At 64.4% G+C, this 15,152-nt stretch carries 13 protein-coding genes; all 13 read left to right on the top strand.

The window, feature by feature from the left end:
• Positions 1–2: 2 nt before the first annotated feature.
• Positions 3–1,256 (top strand): MFS transporter, encoded by a 1,254-nt coding sequence (locus tag AC07YZ_RS16085; protein ID WP_494795439.1) that lies wholly within the window; start codon positions 3–5, stop codon positions 1,254–1,256.
• A gap of 102 nt (positions 1,257–1,358) precedes the next feature.
• Positions 1,359–2,006, top strand: a complete 648-nt coding sequence (locus AC07YZ_RS16080; protein ID WP_226491795.1) for a hypothetical protein — start codon at positions 1,359–1,361, stop codon at positions 2,004–2,006.
• A gap of 59 nt (positions 2,007–2,065) precedes the next feature.
• Positions 2,066–2,767 carry a transposase gene (locus tag AC07YZ_RS16075; RefSeq protein WP_494795438.1) on the top strand — a complete coding sequence of 234 codons (702 nt, stop codon included), beginning with the start codon at positions 2,066–2,068 and terminating at the stop codon, positions 2,765–2,767.
• A gap of 193 nt (positions 2,768–2,960) precedes the next feature.
• Entirely contained in the window at positions 2,961–7,739 is a 4,779-nt protein-coding gene (locus tag AC07YZ_RS16070; protein ID WP_494795437.1) for a glutamate synthase-related protein, read from the top strand.
• A gap of 32 nt (positions 7,740–7,771) precedes the next feature.
• Positions 7,772–9,238, top strand: coding sequence for a glutamate synthase subunit beta (locus AC07YZ_RS16065; RefSeq protein WP_494795436.1), 1,467 nt, complete (start codon positions 7,772–7,774; stop codon positions 9,236–9,238).
• A gap of 79 nt (positions 9,239–9,317) precedes the next feature.
• Entirely contained in the window at positions 9,318–10,133 is an 816-nt protein-coding gene (locus AC07YZ_RS16060) for an ABC transporter ATP-binding protein (RefSeq protein WP_226491799.1), read from the top strand.
• The gene (mlaE, locus tag AC07YZ_RS16055; protein WP_226491800.1) at positions 10,127–10,909 is read left to right on the top strand and encodes a lipid asymmetry maintenance ABC transporter permease subunit MlaE; all 783 of its coding nucleotides are present in this window, start codon (positions 10,127–10,129) and stop codon (positions 10,907–10,909) included. The genes AC07YZ_RS16060 and mlaE overlap by 7 nt, the downstream gene beginning before the upstream one ends.
• A gap of 18 nt (positions 10,910–10,927) precedes the next feature.
• Positions 10,928–11,407 (top strand): outer membrane lipid asymmetry maintenance protein MlaD, encoded by a 480-nt coding sequence (mlaD, locus tag AC07YZ_RS16050; protein WP_226491801.1) that lies wholly within the window; start codon positions 10,928–10,930, stop codon positions 11,405–11,407.
• 136 nt (positions 11,408–11,543) lie between these two features.
• Positions 11,544–12,242: an MlaA family lipoprotein gene (locus AC07YZ_RS16045; RefSeq protein WP_494795619.1), complete on the top strand. Its 699-nt coding sequence runs from the start codon at positions 11,544–11,546 to the stop codon at positions 12,240–12,242.
• Positions 12,243–12,363: 121 nt separating this feature from the next.
• Entirely contained in the window at positions 12,364–12,987 is a 624-nt protein-coding gene (locus tag AC07YZ_RS16040) for an MlaC/ttg2D family ABC transporter substrate-binding protein (RefSeq protein ID WP_226491803.1), read from the top strand.
• 4 nt (positions 12,988–12,991) lie between these two features.
• On the top strand, positions 12,992–13,282 hold the full coding sequence (locus AC07YZ_RS16035; RefSeq protein ID WP_226491804.1) for an STAS domain-containing protein: 291 nt from the start codon (positions 12,992–12,994) through the stop codon (positions 13,280–13,282).
• Positions 13,283–13,438: 156 nt separating this feature from the next.
• Positions 13,439–14,368, top strand: a complete 930-nt coding sequence (locus AC07YZ_RS16030; protein ID WP_494795435.1) for an ABC transporter ATP-binding protein — start codon at positions 13,439–13,441, stop codon at positions 14,366–14,368.
• Positions 14,365–15,120, top strand: coding sequence for an ABC transporter permease (locus AC07YZ_RS16025; protein WP_226491806.1), 756 nt, complete (start codon positions 14,365–14,367; stop codon positions 15,118–15,120). The genes AC07YZ_RS16030 and AC07YZ_RS16025 overlap by 4 nt, the downstream gene beginning before the upstream one ends.
• Positions 15,121–15,152 lie beyond the last annotated feature (32 nt).

Here is a 15,152-nt window from a genome sequence, read left to right as displayed (position 1 = left end):
TGATGCTTGTGGCCCCCACCGCCGACACGCCGCCGTCGCGCGCGTCCGGGCCCTTGGCGGCTGTGGTGGTGGGCGTGGGAGTGTGTTGCGCACTGCACGTGGGCAAGCTGCCGGTGGCCATTCCCGTGTTGCGCGACTCGCTGGGGCTGAGTCTGGTGCAGGCGGGATTTCTGCTGTCACTGGTGCAGTTGGCGGGCATGACGCTTGGGTTGATCGTCGGGCTGAGCGCTGATCGCCTGGGGCCCCGGCGGTTGATGCTCGCCGGCTTGCTGCTGCTTGCTCTGGGCAGCGCCCTGGGAGCATGGGCGCCGAACGTGTCGGTGCTGCTGGCCACGCGGGTCCTGGAGGGGCTGGGTTTCTTGCTGGCGGTGTTGCCAGCGCCCGGCCTGCTGCGCCTACACGTGCACCGCCACCAGACGCTGTCGCGCGCGCTCGGTTGGTGGGGCGCCTACATGCCGCTGGGTACGGCGCTGGCGCTGTTGCTGGGTGCGCCGCTGTTGTCGGTGGTGGGGTGGCGCTGGGTCTGGCTGGGACTGGCGGTGCTCACGCTGATGGCGGCAGCGTTGCTGGCACTGCGGGTGCCCGCCGACGGGGTTGTCGCCGCCAGCAGCGGCGATGCAGCACAAACCCGCAGGCCCGCGGCCTGGTGGCCCAGGTTGCGACGGACGTTGGGCGCGCCAGGCCCCTGGCTGGTGGCCCTGGCGTTTTTTCTCTACTCTGGGCAATGGCTGGCGGTGGTGGGGTTTCTGCCCACCATCTACGGTCAGGCGGGCTACAGCGGCAACACGGTGGGGTTGCTCACGGCACTGGCGGCCGGCATCAACATGCTGGGCAACATCGGAGCCGGCCGCTGGATGTCGCACGGTACCCGGCCCGGCACGGTGTTGTCGCTCGGGTACCTCGCCATGGCGCTGGGCGCTGTCGTGGCATTCGCCGCGGTGGGCCATCCGGTCTGGCAATACCTGGCCGTCTTGCTGTTTTCCGGGTTGGGTGGCCTGATTCCCGGTACCCTTTTTTGGCTGGCGGTGGTGCTGGCGCCCGGCAAAGACACGGTGTCCACCACCGTGGGCTGGATGCAGCAGTTTTCTTCATTGGGGCAGTTTGTGGGGCCTCCGGTGGTGGCCTGGCTGGCGGTGCGGGCCGGCGGGTGGCAATGGACCTGGGTGGCCACCGGGGCTTGTTCATTGCTGGGCGTCGTGCTGGCGCACCAGCTGCAGCGCGCCTGGGAGCGGCGTCCCTCAGCGGTGGCTCTGTAGCCCGCGTGGGCGTTCGAGCGGCTAAACTTTCCCGCAATCCGCCAGTCCTCACCCGTGCCGTTCAACGCAAGGACCGGCTCTCACGCTCACAGGGAATCACGCATGAGCTTTCTCAACCAGCTCAAACAACAGGCGAAGTCGCTGCAGTCGCAGCAGGAGGTAGACCTCCAGCATCTGGAGGCCAACGTTGCCGCCACCGAGGCCGCCTGCAAAACCACCTGGCATTACTTCACGGAGCTGCCGCGCCAACTCAATGTGATCGAGCCGGCCGCGGCACGGCTGAGCCTGGACGGCAAGACACCCTGGCCGGCCATGAAGCAGACCGACTTTCGCTTCGACGCCCGCAAGAAGCTCCTGCGCGACAAAGAGGTGTTTGACTACCTTGCCCTGGGCTGGCGCCTGGAACCGCGCGAAGGTGGTGCGGCCAAAGGCAGTGTGGCGGTGAACTTCCCACCCGACCTGGAGCGGGTCGAGCGCCGCCTGCGCGCGGGTCACGTGCCCCATGAGCGGCGGGAACAGCGCCACCCGGACACCCACCGGATACAGCTCATCGTGTTTGAACACGAGCTGGCCTCTCGGGCCAGCGTGTTGATCACGGCGGACCACGACAACGCGGTGCTCGACATTCGGTTGGCCTGCGTCAACGGGCTGGAGATCGTGACCACCCGCTACGCCGCCGATCAATGGACCACAGCGGTGTTGGACGAGCTGGCCAAGCTCATCGTTGGGGAACCCAGCCTGTTCCTGTGACGAACCGAGGGACGGGGGTTCCATAATCGGGGTCAGATTCACTGCTGGCTTCGTTCGACATGGCCCGTCTTCCTCGCCTGACCCTGCCGGGTTACCCGCACCACGTCATCCAGCGAGGCAACAACCGCCAGCCCATCGTGTTGAACGATGCGGACCGGCACATGTTGCTGGAACTGATCTGGGAAAACGCCCGCAAGCACCAAGTGGCGCTTCACGCCTGGGTGCTGATGGACAACCACTTCCACCTGCTGCTCACGCCCGAGACGCCGGATGGTGTGCCATTGATGATGCAGGCGATCGGACGGCGCTACGTGCGCTATTTCAATGCCCAGCATGGGCGCACCGGCACGCTGTGGGAAGGCCGGTACAAGTCCACCCTGGTGCAGACCGAGCGCTACCTGCTGGCCTGCATGGCCTATCTGGACCTGAATCCGGTGCGGGCGGGCATGGTGGCTGAGCCCGCCGCCTACGCCTGGTCCAGCCACCGCCACTACATCGGCCAGGCGCACGACCGCCGCATCACGCCGCATCCTTTGTATTGGAGCCTGGGTAACACGCCGTTTGCCCGGGAGGCGGCGTACGCGGACATGGTGCGCTCGGGTTTGACGACGCAGCAGCAGGAAGCCATCACCGGTGCGGCCTTGCACGGTTGGGCGCTCGGGGAGCCGGCGTTTGTGCAAGAACTGCAAAAACAGACCGATCGACGGGTCAGCAAGGCGAAACCCGGGCGACCGACATCGAAGCCATCGCCAGGCGAATGAGAGAGGCGTAAATCCTGTCAGCTCAGGCTTTTTTTACATGATATTGATATGTCCCCAATTATTTCGACACCATTGCCATGGTGGCATTATTGGAATCTGACCCCAATTAAAATGCTTGGCATCGTTGTTGCAATGCACTATGCTTCGCATCCCACGCATTTTTGTCACGCCCTTGAACCGAGAAGGAAGCGCCATGACCACGGCAGCCGAGCAGCAGCAACTCCAGCAACAGGGTCTGTACGACCCGGCCCACGAACACGACGCCTGCGGTGTCGGCTTTGTGGCCCACATCAAGGGCGAAAAAAGCCACGCCATCGTGCAACAGGGTCTGAAGATCCTGGAAAACCTGGACCATCGGGGCGCGGTGGGGGCGGACAAGCTCATGGGCGACGGTGCCGGCATCCTGATCCAGTTGCCCGATGCCCTGTACCGCGAAGAAATGGCCGCCCAGGGCGTGACCCTGCCGGCCCCGGGCGAATACGGCGTCGGCATGATCTTCATGCCCAAGGAGCACGCATCGCGGCTGGCCTGCGAGCAGGAGATGGAGCGTGCCATCGCCAACGAAGGCCAGGTCCTGCTGGGCTGGCGCGACGTGCCGGTGAACAAGGACATGCCGATGTCGCCGACCGTGCGCGAAAAGGAGCCCATCCTGCGCCAGGTGTTCATCGGTCGCGGCAACGACGTGATCGTGCAGGACGCGCTGGAGCGCAAGCTGTACGTGATTCGCAAGACAGCCAGCGCTCACATCCAGTCGCTCAAGCTCAAGCACAGCAAAGAGTATTACGTGGTGAGCATGAGCAGCCGCACCGTGATCTACAAGGGCCTGCTGCTGGCCGATCAGGTGGGCACCTATTACAAAGACCTGCAGGATCCACGCTGCGTCTCGGCCCTGGGTCTGGTGCACCAGCGCTTCTCCACCAACACCTTCCCCGAGTGGCCGTTGGCCCATCCGTACCGCTATGTGGCGCACAACGGTGAAATCAACACCGTCAAGGGCAACTACAACTGGATGAAGGCGCGCGAAGGCGTGATGTCTTCGCCGGTGCTGGGGGCCGACTTGCAGAAGCTGTATCCGATCAGCTTCGCGAACCAGTCGGACACCGCCACCTTCGACAACTGCCTGGAACTGCTCACCATGGCGGGTTACCCGCTGGCGCAGGCCGTGATGATGATGATCCCCGAGCCGTGGGAACAGCACACCACCATGGACGAGCGCCGCAAGGCCTTTTACGAATACCACGCCGCGATGATGGAGCCTTGGGACGGCCCGGCCTCCATCGTGTTCACCGACGGCCGCCAGATCGGCGCCACGCTGGACCGCAACGGCCTGCGCCCCTCGCGCTACTGCATCACCGACGACGACTTCGTGATCATGGGTTCCGAGTCCGGCGTGCTGCCGGTGCCGGAGAACAAGATCGTGCGCAAGTGGCGCCTGCAGCCCGGCAAGATGTTCCTGATCGACCTGGAACAGGGCCGCATGATCGACGATGAGGAGCTCAAGGCCAACCTCGCCAACAACAAGCCCTACAAGCAGTGGATCGACAACCTGCGCATCCGCCTGGACGATGTGGACAACCCCGTGGCGGGTGAGGCGGCGCAAGAGCAGCGCATCGACGCGACCGAGCCGCAGACCGCAGGCATGGAATCCGTGACGCCCGAACTGCTGGACCGTCAGCAGGCCTTTGGCTACACCCAGGAAGACATCAAGTTCCTGATGAGCCCCATGGCCACCAATGGCGAAGAGGGCATCGGCTCCATGGGCAACGACAGCCCGCTGGCCGTGCTGTCCGACAAGGACAAGCCGCTCTACAACTACTTCAAGCAGCTGTTCGCCCAGGTGACGAACCCGCCGATCGACCCGATCCGCGAAGCCATCGTGATGTCGCTGGTGTCCTTCATCGGCCCCAAGCCCAACCTGCTGGACATCAACCATGTCAACCCGCCCATGCGCCTGGAGGTGAGCCAGCCCGTGCTGGACTTCGCCGACATGGCCAAGTTGCGCGACATCCATGTCGTGACGCAAGGCAAGTTCCGCAGCCATACGCTGGACATCACCTATCCGGTGTTCTGGGGACGTGCCGGGGTCGAGGCCAAGCTGGCCTCGCTGTGCGCCGAAGCGGTTGACGCGATCAAGGGCGGCAAGAACATCCTGATTGTGAGCGACCGCGCCATCAGTGCCACCCAGGTGGCCATCCCCGCGCTGCTGGCGCTGTCCGCCATCCACCAGCACCTGGTGCGCGAGGGCCTGCGCACCTCGGCCGGCCTGGTGGTGGAAACCGGCACGGCGCGCGAGGTGCATCACTTCGGCGTGCTGGCGGGCTACGGTGCCGAAGCCGTGCACCCCTACCTGGCCATGGAAACCCTGGCGGCCATCAGCAAAGACCTGCCGGGCGACCTGAGTGCCGACAAGGCGATCTACAACTATGTGAAGGCGATCGGCAAAGGGCTGTCCAAGATCATGTCCAAAATGGGCGTGTCCACCTACATGTCCTACTGCGGTGCCCAGCTGTTCGAAGCCATTGGCCTGAACAGCGAAACGGTGGACAAGTACTTCACCGGCACCGCCAGCCGGGTGCAGGGTATCGGCGTGTTCGAAATCGCCGAAGAAGCCCTGCGCATGCACAAGGCCGCCTTTGGCGACAACCCGGTGCTGGCCACCATGCTGGACACCGGCGGCGAATACGCCTGGCGCACGCGGGGTGAAGAGCACATGTGGACGCCCGATGCCATTGCCAAGCTGCAGCACAGCACGCGTTCCAACAACTGGAACACGTACAAGGAATACGCCCAGATCATCAACGACCAGAACCGTCGCCACATGACGCTGCGCGGTCTGTTCGAGTTCAGGATCGATCCGTCCAAGGCCATCTCCATCGACGAAGTCGAGCCCGCCCAGGAAATCGTCAAGCGCTTCGCCACCGGCGCCATGTCGCTGGGCTCGATTTCCACCGAGGCGCACGCCACGCTGGCCGTGGCCATGAACCGCATCGGCGGCAAGAGCAACACCGGCGAAGGCGGCGAAGACGCGCTGCGCTACCGCAACGAACTCAAGGGCATCCCGATCAAGCAGGGTCAGACCATGTCCGATCTGCTGGGCAAGGACACCTTCGAGGTGGACTACGTGTTGCAAGAGGGCGACTCGATGCGTTCGCGCATCAAGCAGGTGGCCTCGGGTCGTTTCGGTGTGACCGCCGAGTACCTGAACAGTGCCGATCAGATCCAGATCAAGATGGCGCAGGGCGCCAAGCCCGGCGAAGGCGGCCAACTGCCCGGCGGCAAGGTGTCGGACTACATCGGCAAACTGCGCCACAGCGTGCCCGGCGTGGGCCTGATCAGCCCGCCGCCGCACCACGACATCTACTCGATCGAGGACCTGGCGCAGCTGATCCACGACCTGAAGAACGTGGCGCCGCACAGCTCCATCAGCGTCAAGCTGGTGTCGGAAATCGGCGTCGGCACCATCGCCGCGGGCGTGGCCAAGTGCAAGGCCGACCACGTGGTGATCGCCGGCCACGACGGCGGCACGGGCGCCTCGCCCTGGTCGTCCATCAAACACGCCGGCTCGCCTTGGGAAATCGGCCTGGCCGAAACGCAGCAGACCCTGGTGCTCAACCGCCTGCGCAGCCGCATCCGCGTGCAGGCCGACGGCCAGATGAAGACCGGTCGCGACGTGGTCATCGGCGGCCTGCTGGGCGCCGACGAGTTCGGTTTCGCCACCGCTCCGCTGGTGGTCGAGGGCTGCATCATGATGCGCAAGTGCCACCTCAACACCTGCCCGGTGGGCGTGGCCACGCAAGATCCGGAGTTGCGCAAGAAATTCACCGGCAAGCCCGAGCACGTCGTCAACTACTTCTTCTTCATCGCCGAAGAAGCGCGCCAGATCATGGCGCAGCTGGGCATCCGCAAATTCGACGAGCTGATCGGTCGCGCCGACCTGCTCGACATGAAGCAGGGCATCGAGCACTGGAAGGCCAAGGGCCTGGACTTCGGCCGCCTGCTGGCCATGCCGGCGGCTCCGGCCGACGTGCCGCGTCTGCACACGCAAAACCAGGAACATGGCCTGGAGAAGTCGCTCGACAACATCCTGATCGCGAAGTCGCGCCCCGCCATCGACAAGGGCGAGCGCGTGCAGTTCATCGAGGTGGCGCGCAACGTGAACCGCTCCGTGGGGGCCATGCTCTCGGGCGCGGTGACCCAGGTGCACCCCGAGGGCCTGCCGGACGATACCATCCGCATTCAGCTCGAAGGCACGGGCGGCCAGTCTTTCGGCGCCTTCCTCACGCGCGGCATCACGCTGTACCTGATCGGTGACGCCAACGACTACACCGGCAAAGGCCTCTCGGGTGGCCGCGTGGTGGTGCGCCCCAGCATCGACTTCCGCGGCGAAGCGGCGCGCAACATCATCGTGGGCAACACCGTGATGTATGGCGCCACCACTGGCGAAGCCTTCTTCAGCGGCGTGGCCGGCGAGCGCTTCGCGGTGCGCCTCTCCGGCGCCACCGCGGTGGTGGAAGGCACGGGCGACCACGGTTGTGAATACATGACCGGCGGCACTGTGGTGGTGCTGGGCAAGACCGGCCGCAACTTCGCCGCGGGCATGAGCGGCGGCGTCGCCTACGTGTACGACGAGGATGGCCAGTTCGCCAAGCGCTGCAACACCGCCATGGTCAGCCTGGAAAAGGTGCTGAGCTCGGCGGAGCAGGAGGCCACGATGGACAAGGCCATCTGGCACCGTGGGCTGGGTGACGAAGCGCAACTGAAGAAGCTGCTTGAGGAGCACAACCGCTGGACCGGCAGCAAGCGCGCGCGCGAACTGCTGGACACCTGGGCCGAGTCGCGCGGCAAGTTCGTGAAGGTGTTCCCGAACGAATACAAGCGCGCGCTGGGTGAGATCAACGCCCGCAAGACGGCCGCTGCCGTCACCACCAAGGCCCAGGGCACGGCGAAGCTGGCCACGGCCGCTGCCAAGTAAGCCCAGACACACGGATACGAAGGACCAACATCATGGGAAAAGTCACCGGCTTCATGGAATACGAGCGTCTGGAAGAGGGCTACAAGCCCGTTCCCGAGCGTCTGAAGCACTACAAGGAATTCGTGGTCGGCCTCGATGAGGGCCAGTCCAAGGTGCAGGCCGCGCGCTGCATGGACTGCGGCACACCGTTCTGCAACAGCGGCTGCCCGGTCAACAACATCATTCCGGACTTCAACGATCTGGTGTACCAGGGCGACTGGAAGAATGCGATCACCGTGCTGCACAGCACCAACAACTTCCCCGAGTTCACCGGCCGCATCTGCCCCGCCCCGTGCGAGGCCGCCTGCACGCTCAACGTGAACGACGACGCGGTGGGCATCAAGTCGATTGAACACGCCATCATCGACCGCGCCTGGGCCGAAGGCTGGGTGCAGCCGCAGCCGGCCAAGATCAAGACCGGCAAGAAGGTCGCCGTGGTGGGGTCCGGCCCGGCCGGCATGGCCGCCGCCCAGCAGCTGGCGCGCGCCGGTCACGACGTGACCCTGTTCGAGAAAAACGACCGCGTCGGTGGCCTGCTGCGCTACGGCATCCCCGACTTCAAGATGGAGAAGAGCCACATCGACCGCCGCGTCGAGCAGATGAAGGCCGAAGGCGTGGTGTTCCGCACCGGCGTGCTGGTCGGTGCGCTGCCCAGGGACAGCAAAGTGACCAACTGGGCCAAGGAAACCGTCTCGGCCGAACAGCTGCAAAAGGACTTCGACGCTGTGCTGCTCACCGGGGGCTCCGAGCAGAGCCGCGATCTGCCGGTGCCCGGCCGTGATCTCGACGGCATCCACTTCGCCATGGAGTTCCTGCCGCAGCAGAACAAGGTCAACGCGGGCGACAAGCTCAAGGGCCAGCTGCGTGCCGACGGCAAACACGTGATCGTGATCGGCGGTGGCGATACCGGCTCCGACTGCGTCGGCACCAGCAACCGCCACGGCGCCGCCAGCGTGACCCAGTTCGAGGTGATGCCCCAGCCGCCCGAGCAGGAAAACAAACCCCTGGTGTGGCCCTACTGGCCGCTCAAGCTGCGCACCAGTTCCAGCCACGAAGAGGGTTGCACCCGAGAGTTCGCCATCTCCACCAAGGCCTTCAAGGGCGAAAAGGGCAAGGTCACCGGCCTGACCACCGTGCACGTCGAAATGAAAGACGGCAAGCTGGTCGAGATTCCTGGCACCGAGAAGGAATACAAGGCCGACCTGGTGCTGCTGGCCATGGGTTTCGTCAACCCGGTGGCCACCGTGCTCGAAGCCTTTGGCGTGGACAAGGACGCGCGCGGCAACGCCAAGGCCACGACCGACTTTGACGGTGGCTACGCCACCAACGTGCCCAAGGTGTTTGCCGCTGGTGACATGCGCCGTGGGCAGAGCCTGGTGGTGTGGGCGATCCGCGAAGGCCGGCAAGCCGCGCGCTCGGTCGACGAATTCCTCATGGGGTTTTCCGATCTACCACGTTGAGCAATCTTGGTGTATTGCCGTGGGATAAGGGGGAGATGGGTTGGCGTGCGACAATGCGCCCTCATTTTTCTTGGGTCCCATGAGCGAATCCCCCTTCATCGAAATTGATCATGTGACGTTCGGTTACGACAGTCGCCGAACCATACTGAACGACGTCTCATTGCAATTCGCACGTGGCAAGGTCACGGCGGTGCTGGGGGGCTCCGGCTGTGGCAAGACCACCTTGCTGCGTCTGATCGGCGGCGTGCACGCCCCCAACAGCGGGCGCGTGGTGTTTGACGGTGAAGTCGTGGACGCGGGGAACAAGACCCAGTTGTTCCGTTTGCGCCGTCGCCTGGGCATGCTGTTCCAGTTCGGGGCCTTGTTCACCGACCTTTCCGTGTTTGACAACGTGGCGTTTCCGCTGCGTGAAATGACCGATCTGCCCGAGGCACTGATTCGCGACATCGTGCTGATGAAGCTCCATGCCGTGGGCCTTCGGGGTGCGGCGGGCCTGCGCATCAGCGAGGTGTCGGGCGGCATGGCGCGGCGCATCGCGCTGGCCCGTGCCATCGCGCTGGACCCCGAACTCATCATGTACGACGAGCCCTTCGCCGGGCTCGACCTGGTGTCCATGGGCGTGACGGCCAAGCTGATCCGCACCCTGACCGACGTCACCGGCACGACCACGCTGCTCATTTCGCACGACGTGCCCCAGTGCATGGCCATCAGCGACTGGGTGGTGCTCATGGCCACGGGCGGGCGCATCGTGGCCCAGGGCACACCCGCCGAACTGATGGCCAGCGCCGAACCCGAGGTGCGGCAGTTCGTGCGCGGGGAGCCAGACGGTCCGGTCAAGTTCCATTACCCGGCGCCACCGGTAGCGGTGGATTTCGGCCTGGAGGCTTCATGCTGAACGCGCTGCAACTGCTGGGCCGTCGAGCCCTGGACGTGTTCGCGGCCTGGGGCCATGGCACCGTGTTTTTCATCGAGCTGATCAGGGCGGTGCCGGCCGGACTGGCCCGCTTTGGTCTGGTGGTGACACAGATCCATGCCATTGGCAACCGTTCGCTGGTCATCATCCTGGCCTCGGGTCTGGCGGTGGGCTTCGTGCTGGCGCTGCAGCTCTACAACACGCTCACCAATTTCGGTGCGGCGGAGTCTCTGGGGCTGGTGGTCAACCTGTCGCTGGTGCGCGAACTCGGGCCTGTGGTCACGGCGCTGCTGTTCGCCGGCCGGGCTGGCACCTCGCTCACCGCGGAAATCGGTCTCATGAAGGCCGGCGAGCAGATCGCCGCCATGGAACTGATGGCCATCGATCCGCGCAAGCGGGTGCTGGCACCGCGGTTCATCGCTGGCGTCATCGCGATGCCTTTGCTGGCCGCGTTGTTTTCCGCCATCGGTATCCTGGGCGCCTGGGTCGTCGCGGTCGGTTTGATCGGCATTGACGCTGGCAATTTCTGGTCGATCCAGCAAAACGGCGTTGACGTCTGGCGCGACGTGGGCAACGGTGTGGTCAAAAGCGCGGTCTTCGGCGTCATCTGCACGGCGGTGGCGCTGTACCAGGGCTATGAAACCGAGGCCACGCCCGAAGGTGTGGCCTACGCCACCACCCGGACCGTGGTGACCGCCTCCCTGGGTGTGCTGGCGATGGACTTCATCCTCACCGCCCTGATGTTCTCGACCCCCTGATCATTGAGCAGCTTACGTATGAACAAAAGAAGCACTGAAATTTTTGTTGGCCTGTTTGTCGTGCTTGGCGCGCTGGGCCTGCTTTTCCTGGCCTTGAAAGCGGCCAACCTGGCCAGTTTTTCCAACGGTGGGGAAACCTACGTGGTGCAGGCACGTTTCGACAACATCGGTGGCCTGAAGGCGCGCGCTCCGGTGCGCTCGGCGGGCGTGAACGTCGGCCGGGTGACGAGCGTCGTGCTCGATACCCAGACCTACCAGGGCGTGGCCACGCTGGAGATCAAACAGAGCGTGGTGTTCCCCAAGGACTCCTCGGCCAAGATCCTCACGGCAGGCCTGCTGGGCGACCAGTACATCGGCATCGAGCCGGGCGGCGACACCAAGAACCTGGCGGCGGGCGACGTGATCACGCAGACCCAGTCGGCCGTGGTGCTTGAAAACCTGATCGGCCAGTTTCTGTTCGACAAGGCGGCCGACGGCGGCGAAAAGAAGGAACAGTGAGCGGGTCAGCTGCGCGTGACCGTGCCGCTGCTCGCAGCACATGGTGATGGCGGCCATGCCCATGCACGGGAGCAGGAACATGAACAACACATTCAACGATCGTCTGAACCGCCGCACGCGTTGCGTGGCCGTTGCCATGCTGCTGCTGGTCCTGGCGGGCTGCGCCACCCGGGAAGGTGGCAATCCGCGTGATCCCTGGGAGCCCTTCAACCGCAAGGTGACAGAGTTCAACGACGCGGTTGATGGTGCGGTGCTCAAGCCGGTGGCCACGGTTTACCGCGACGTGACCCCCGATCTGGTGCGTACCGGGGTGAGCAACTTCTTCGAGAACCTGCGCGACGCTTGGTCGTTCGTCAACGCGGCGCTGCAGTTGCGCCCGCGCGAGGCTTCGGAGAACTTCCTGCGCTTCAATGTGAACACCTTCTTTGGTCTGGCCGGTGTGCTCGACATCGCTTCCGAGATGGGTATCGAACGCACGCGGCTCGACTTTGGCCAGACCTTGGGGCGTTGGGGTGTTCCCTCCGGCCCTTATCTGGTGCTGCCGCTGTTCGGGCCGTCTTCGCTGCGGGACGCGGCCGGGTTCAGCATCGAGTCCCGCGGCGATCTGGTAATGGGCATTTCCGACGTGCCATTGCGTAACACGCTGTATGGATTGCGTGCGATCGAGACCCGGGCCAATCTGCTGCGAGCCAGCACCATGCTGGACGGTGCCGCGCTGGACAAATACAGCTTCACGCGGGACATCTACCTGCAACGGCGCGAGAGCCAGGTCGAGGATCTGATCGACAAGGGCATTGGTCTGAAGAATGGTTCCGGGGGCGAAAAGCCCGACTGACAGCATTTCGACACGAAACAATTACACACAGGACACATGCGCGGGGAACCGGTACCGTAGAGTCCTGTTCCAGCGGGTCGCTGCACATCGGTGTGCAAGCCCGTACCGAAAGGAAACCCAAATGATGCAACGACGCGAATGCCTTTCCCATCTGCTTGCCGCCGTGGCGCTGGTTGCCAGCCCCATGGCCTTTGCCGCCGACGAGGCGCCCGACGCCCTGGTCAAACGCATTTCCGGTGACGTGATGGCCGCTGTGAAGGCCGATCCGGCGATTCAGGGCGGTGATGTCAACCGCATCGTCGCCCTGGTCGACAGCAAGATCATGCCCAGCGTGAACTTCTCGCGCATGACCGCCTCCGCCGTGGGTCGCCACTGGCGGCAGGCCACGCCCGAGCAGCAAAAGCAGCTGCAGGACGAGTTCAAGACCTTGCTCGTGCGCACCTATTCCGGTGCCCTGGGCGAGGTCAAGGACCAGACGCTGAGTTTCCGTCCGCTGCGCGCCAAGCCCGAGGACACGGAGGTGGTGGTGCGTTCGGAAGTGCGTGGTCGGGGCGAGCCCATCCAGTTGGACTACCGCCTTGAAAAGACCGCCGACGGCTGGAAGATTTACGACCTCAACGTGCTCGGTGTGTGGTTGGTGGAAACTTACCGGACCCAGTTCGCACAGGAAATCAACGCCAAGGGCATCGACGGCCTGATCGCCACGCTGGTGCAGCGCAACAAGGCTGGAACCAAGGCGGGCTGACACGATGAACGACAGCAGTTCTGCACCGGTGGCCAGTTTGCCGCAGCGTCTGACCCTGGATGATGCGGTGGTGGCACTGGGGCAGCTCGAACGCGAGACGGCCTCGCAACCCGGCACCACCGCCTTGGTCGATGCGAGCACGTTGCAGGACTTCGACTCCTCGGCCGTCGCGGTGTTGCTGGAGCTGCGGCGCAGCCTCTTGGCGCAAGGCAAGACGCTGCAGGTCCGGCACTGGCCGCAGAGGCTGCGTGATCTGGTGGCGCTCTACGGTGTGGCCGAGCTGTTGCAGGCCTGAAGAGGTCGATCCCAGCCGTTTGCGGCGGCCCGGTTGGCGTTCGGACATGTCCCCCCATCGCGGTGGCGGGCAGGGCGGCGCTTAAAATAGCCTGTTCACCCGCCGTCATCAGATGTCCTGCGCGCGGTCGGTGATCCCAGCGATCCCGTAGCCGCAATGCCCGCAGTTTCCTTTCAGAACGTTTCCAAAGTCTATCTATCGGCGCACGGTGAATTGCACGCGCTCAAAGGGGTGTCGTTCGACATCGAACCGGGCGAGTTTTTCGGTCTGCTCGGACCGAACGGCGCAGGGAAAACGACCCTGATCAGTGTGCTGGCGGGTCTCACCCGCGCCAGTGCCGGTCGTGTGCTGGTGCACGGAAAAAACGTCCAGACCGACTACCAGGCCGCCCGCCGCCAACTGGGCGTGGTGCCTCAGGAGTTGGTGTTCGACCCGTTCTTCAACGTGCGCGAGGCGCTGAGATTCCAGTCGGGCTATTTCGGCGTGCGCCACAACGAAGCCTGGATCGACGAATTGCTCGAAGGTCTGGGTCTGGCCGACAAGGCCGGCGCCAATATGCGCCAGCTCTCGGGTGGCATGAAACGCCGCGTGCTGGTGGCGCAGGCGCTGGTGCACAAGCCTCCGGTGATCGTGCTCGACGAGCCCACCGCCGGTGTCGATGTGGAGCTGCGCCAGACCTTGTGGCAGTTTGTCTCCGATCTCAACAAGCGCCAGGGCTGCACCGTGTTGTTGACCACGCACTACCTGGAAGAAGCGGAGGCGCTGTGTGGTCGCATCGCCATGCTCCGGCAGGGGCAGGTGGTGGCGCTGGAGTCCACCTCGGAGTTGTTGCACCGGGCCTCGTCCAACGTGCTGCGCTTCAAGACCGACCAGGTGCTGCCCGACGATCTGGCCGCCGTGGCCCGCGTCACCGGGCGTGTGGTGCAGCTGCCGGCGCACGATGCCCTGGAGGTCGAGCGCATCCTGGCGCGGGCGCGCGAGTCGGGCGTGCTGGCGCAGGACATCGAGATTCGCAAGGCCGATCTCGAGGACGTGTTCATCGATGTCATGGAAAACGCCGCCCATGCGCAGGGAGCCCTGGCATGACCGGATGGCAGACCCTGTTCTACAAAGAAATCCTGCGCTTCTGGAAGGTGGGTTTCCAGACGGTGGCGGCGCCGGTCATCACGGCCATTCTGTACATGATGATCTTCGGTCATGTGCTCGAAGGCCGTGTGCAGGTCTACGAGACGGTGAGCTATACGGCGTTTCTGCTGCCGGGCCTGGTCATGATGAGCGTGCTGCAGAACGCGTTCGCCAACAGCTCTTCGTCGCTGATCCAGAGCAAGATCATGGGCAACCTGGTGTTCCTGTTGCTCACGCCCCTGTCGCACCGCGCGTGGTTCGTGGCCTATGTGGGTTCCTCCGTGGTGCGTGGGCTGGCTGTGGGGATTGGGGTGATGCTGGTGACCTGGTGGTTTGCCCAGCCGCCTTTCGTGGCGCCGCTGTGGATCCTGGCCTTTGCCTTGCTGGGGGCAGCCCTGCTGGGGGCGCTGGGCCTGATCGCTGGGCTGTGGGCCGAAAAATTCGACCAGATGGCCGCGTTCCAGAACTTCATCATCATGCCCATGACCTTTCTGTCGGGCGTGTTCTACTCCATCCATTCCCTGCCCGACTTCTGGCAGCGCGTGAGCCATCTCAACCCGTTCTTCTACATGATCGACGGATTCCGGTACGGTTTTTTTGGGGTCAGCGACGTCTCGCCCTGGCTGAGTCTGGCCTTGGTGGTGGGGGCGCTGGCCGTGGTCAGTGCGGTGGCGCTGCACCTGCTGCGCATTGGCTACAAAATCCGGCATTGAGATGAAGACCAACCACGGTGCTTGCCCGCTTC

The sequence above is a fragment of the Hydrogenophaga sp. GW101-3F08 genome (assembly GCF_059424585.1).
The sequence above is the reverse complement of the archived record's forward strand: the minus strand, read 5'-3'. Positions and strand labels throughout refer to the sequence as shown.

What these genes read in the sequence shown, in the direction of transcription:
- AC07YZ_RS16075 (WP_494795438.1), top strand. Translation starts at nt 2,066, where the DNA reads ATGGCCCGTCTTCCTCGCCTGACCCTGCCGGGTTACCCGCACCACGTC.
- AC07YZ_RS16030 (WP_494795435.1), top strand. Translation starts at nt 13,439, where the DNA reads ATGCCCGCAGTTTCCTTTCAGAACGTTTCCAAAGTCTATCTATCGGCG.
- AC07YZ_RS16045 (WP_494795619.1), top strand. Translation starts at nt 11,544, where the DNA reads ATGCTGCTGCTGGTCCTGGCGGGCTGCGCCACCCGGGAAGGTGGCAAT.
- AC07YZ_RS16060 (WP_226491799.1), top strand. Translation starts at nt 9,318, where the DNA reads ATGAGCGAATCCCCCTTCATCGAAATTGATCATGTGACGTTCGGTTAC.
- mlaE (WP_226491800.1), top strand. Translation starts at nt 10,127, where the DNA reads ATGCTGAACGCGCTGCAACTGCTGGGCCGTCGAGCCCTGGACGTGTTC.
- AC07YZ_RS16035 (WP_226491804.1), top strand. Translation starts at nt 12,992, where the DNA reads ATGAACGACAGCAGTTCTGCACCGGTGGCCAGTTTGCCGCAGCGTCTG.
- AC07YZ_RS16085 (WP_494795439.1), top strand. Translation starts at nt 3, where the DNA reads ATGCTTGTGGCCCCCACCGCCGACACGCCGCCGTCGCGCGCGTCCGGG.
- AC07YZ_RS16025 (WP_226491806.1), top strand. Translation starts at nt 14,365, where the DNA reads ATGACCGGATGGCAGACCCTGTTCTACAAAGAAATCCTGCGCTTCTGG.
- AC07YZ_RS16070 (WP_494795437.1), top strand. Translation starts at nt 2,961, where the DNA reads ATGACCACGGCAGCCGAGCAGCAGCAACTCCAGCAACAGGGTCTGTAC.
- mlaD (WP_226491801.1), top strand. Translation starts at nt 10,928, where the DNA reads ATGAACAAAAGAAGCACTGAAATTTTTGTTGGCCTGTTTGTCGTGCTT.
- AC07YZ_RS16040 (WP_226491803.1), top strand. Translation starts at nt 12,364, where the DNA reads ATGATGCAACGACGCGAATGCCTTTCCCATCTGCTTGCCGCCGTGGCG.
- AC07YZ_RS16080 (WP_226491795.1), top strand. Translation starts at nt 1,359, where the DNA reads ATGAGCTTTCTCAACCAGCTCAAACAACAGGCGAAGTCGCTGCAGTCG.
- AC07YZ_RS16065 (WP_494795436.1), top strand. Translation starts at nt 7,772, where the DNA reads ATGGGAAAAGTCACCGGCTTCATGGAATACGAGCGTCTGGAAGAGGGC.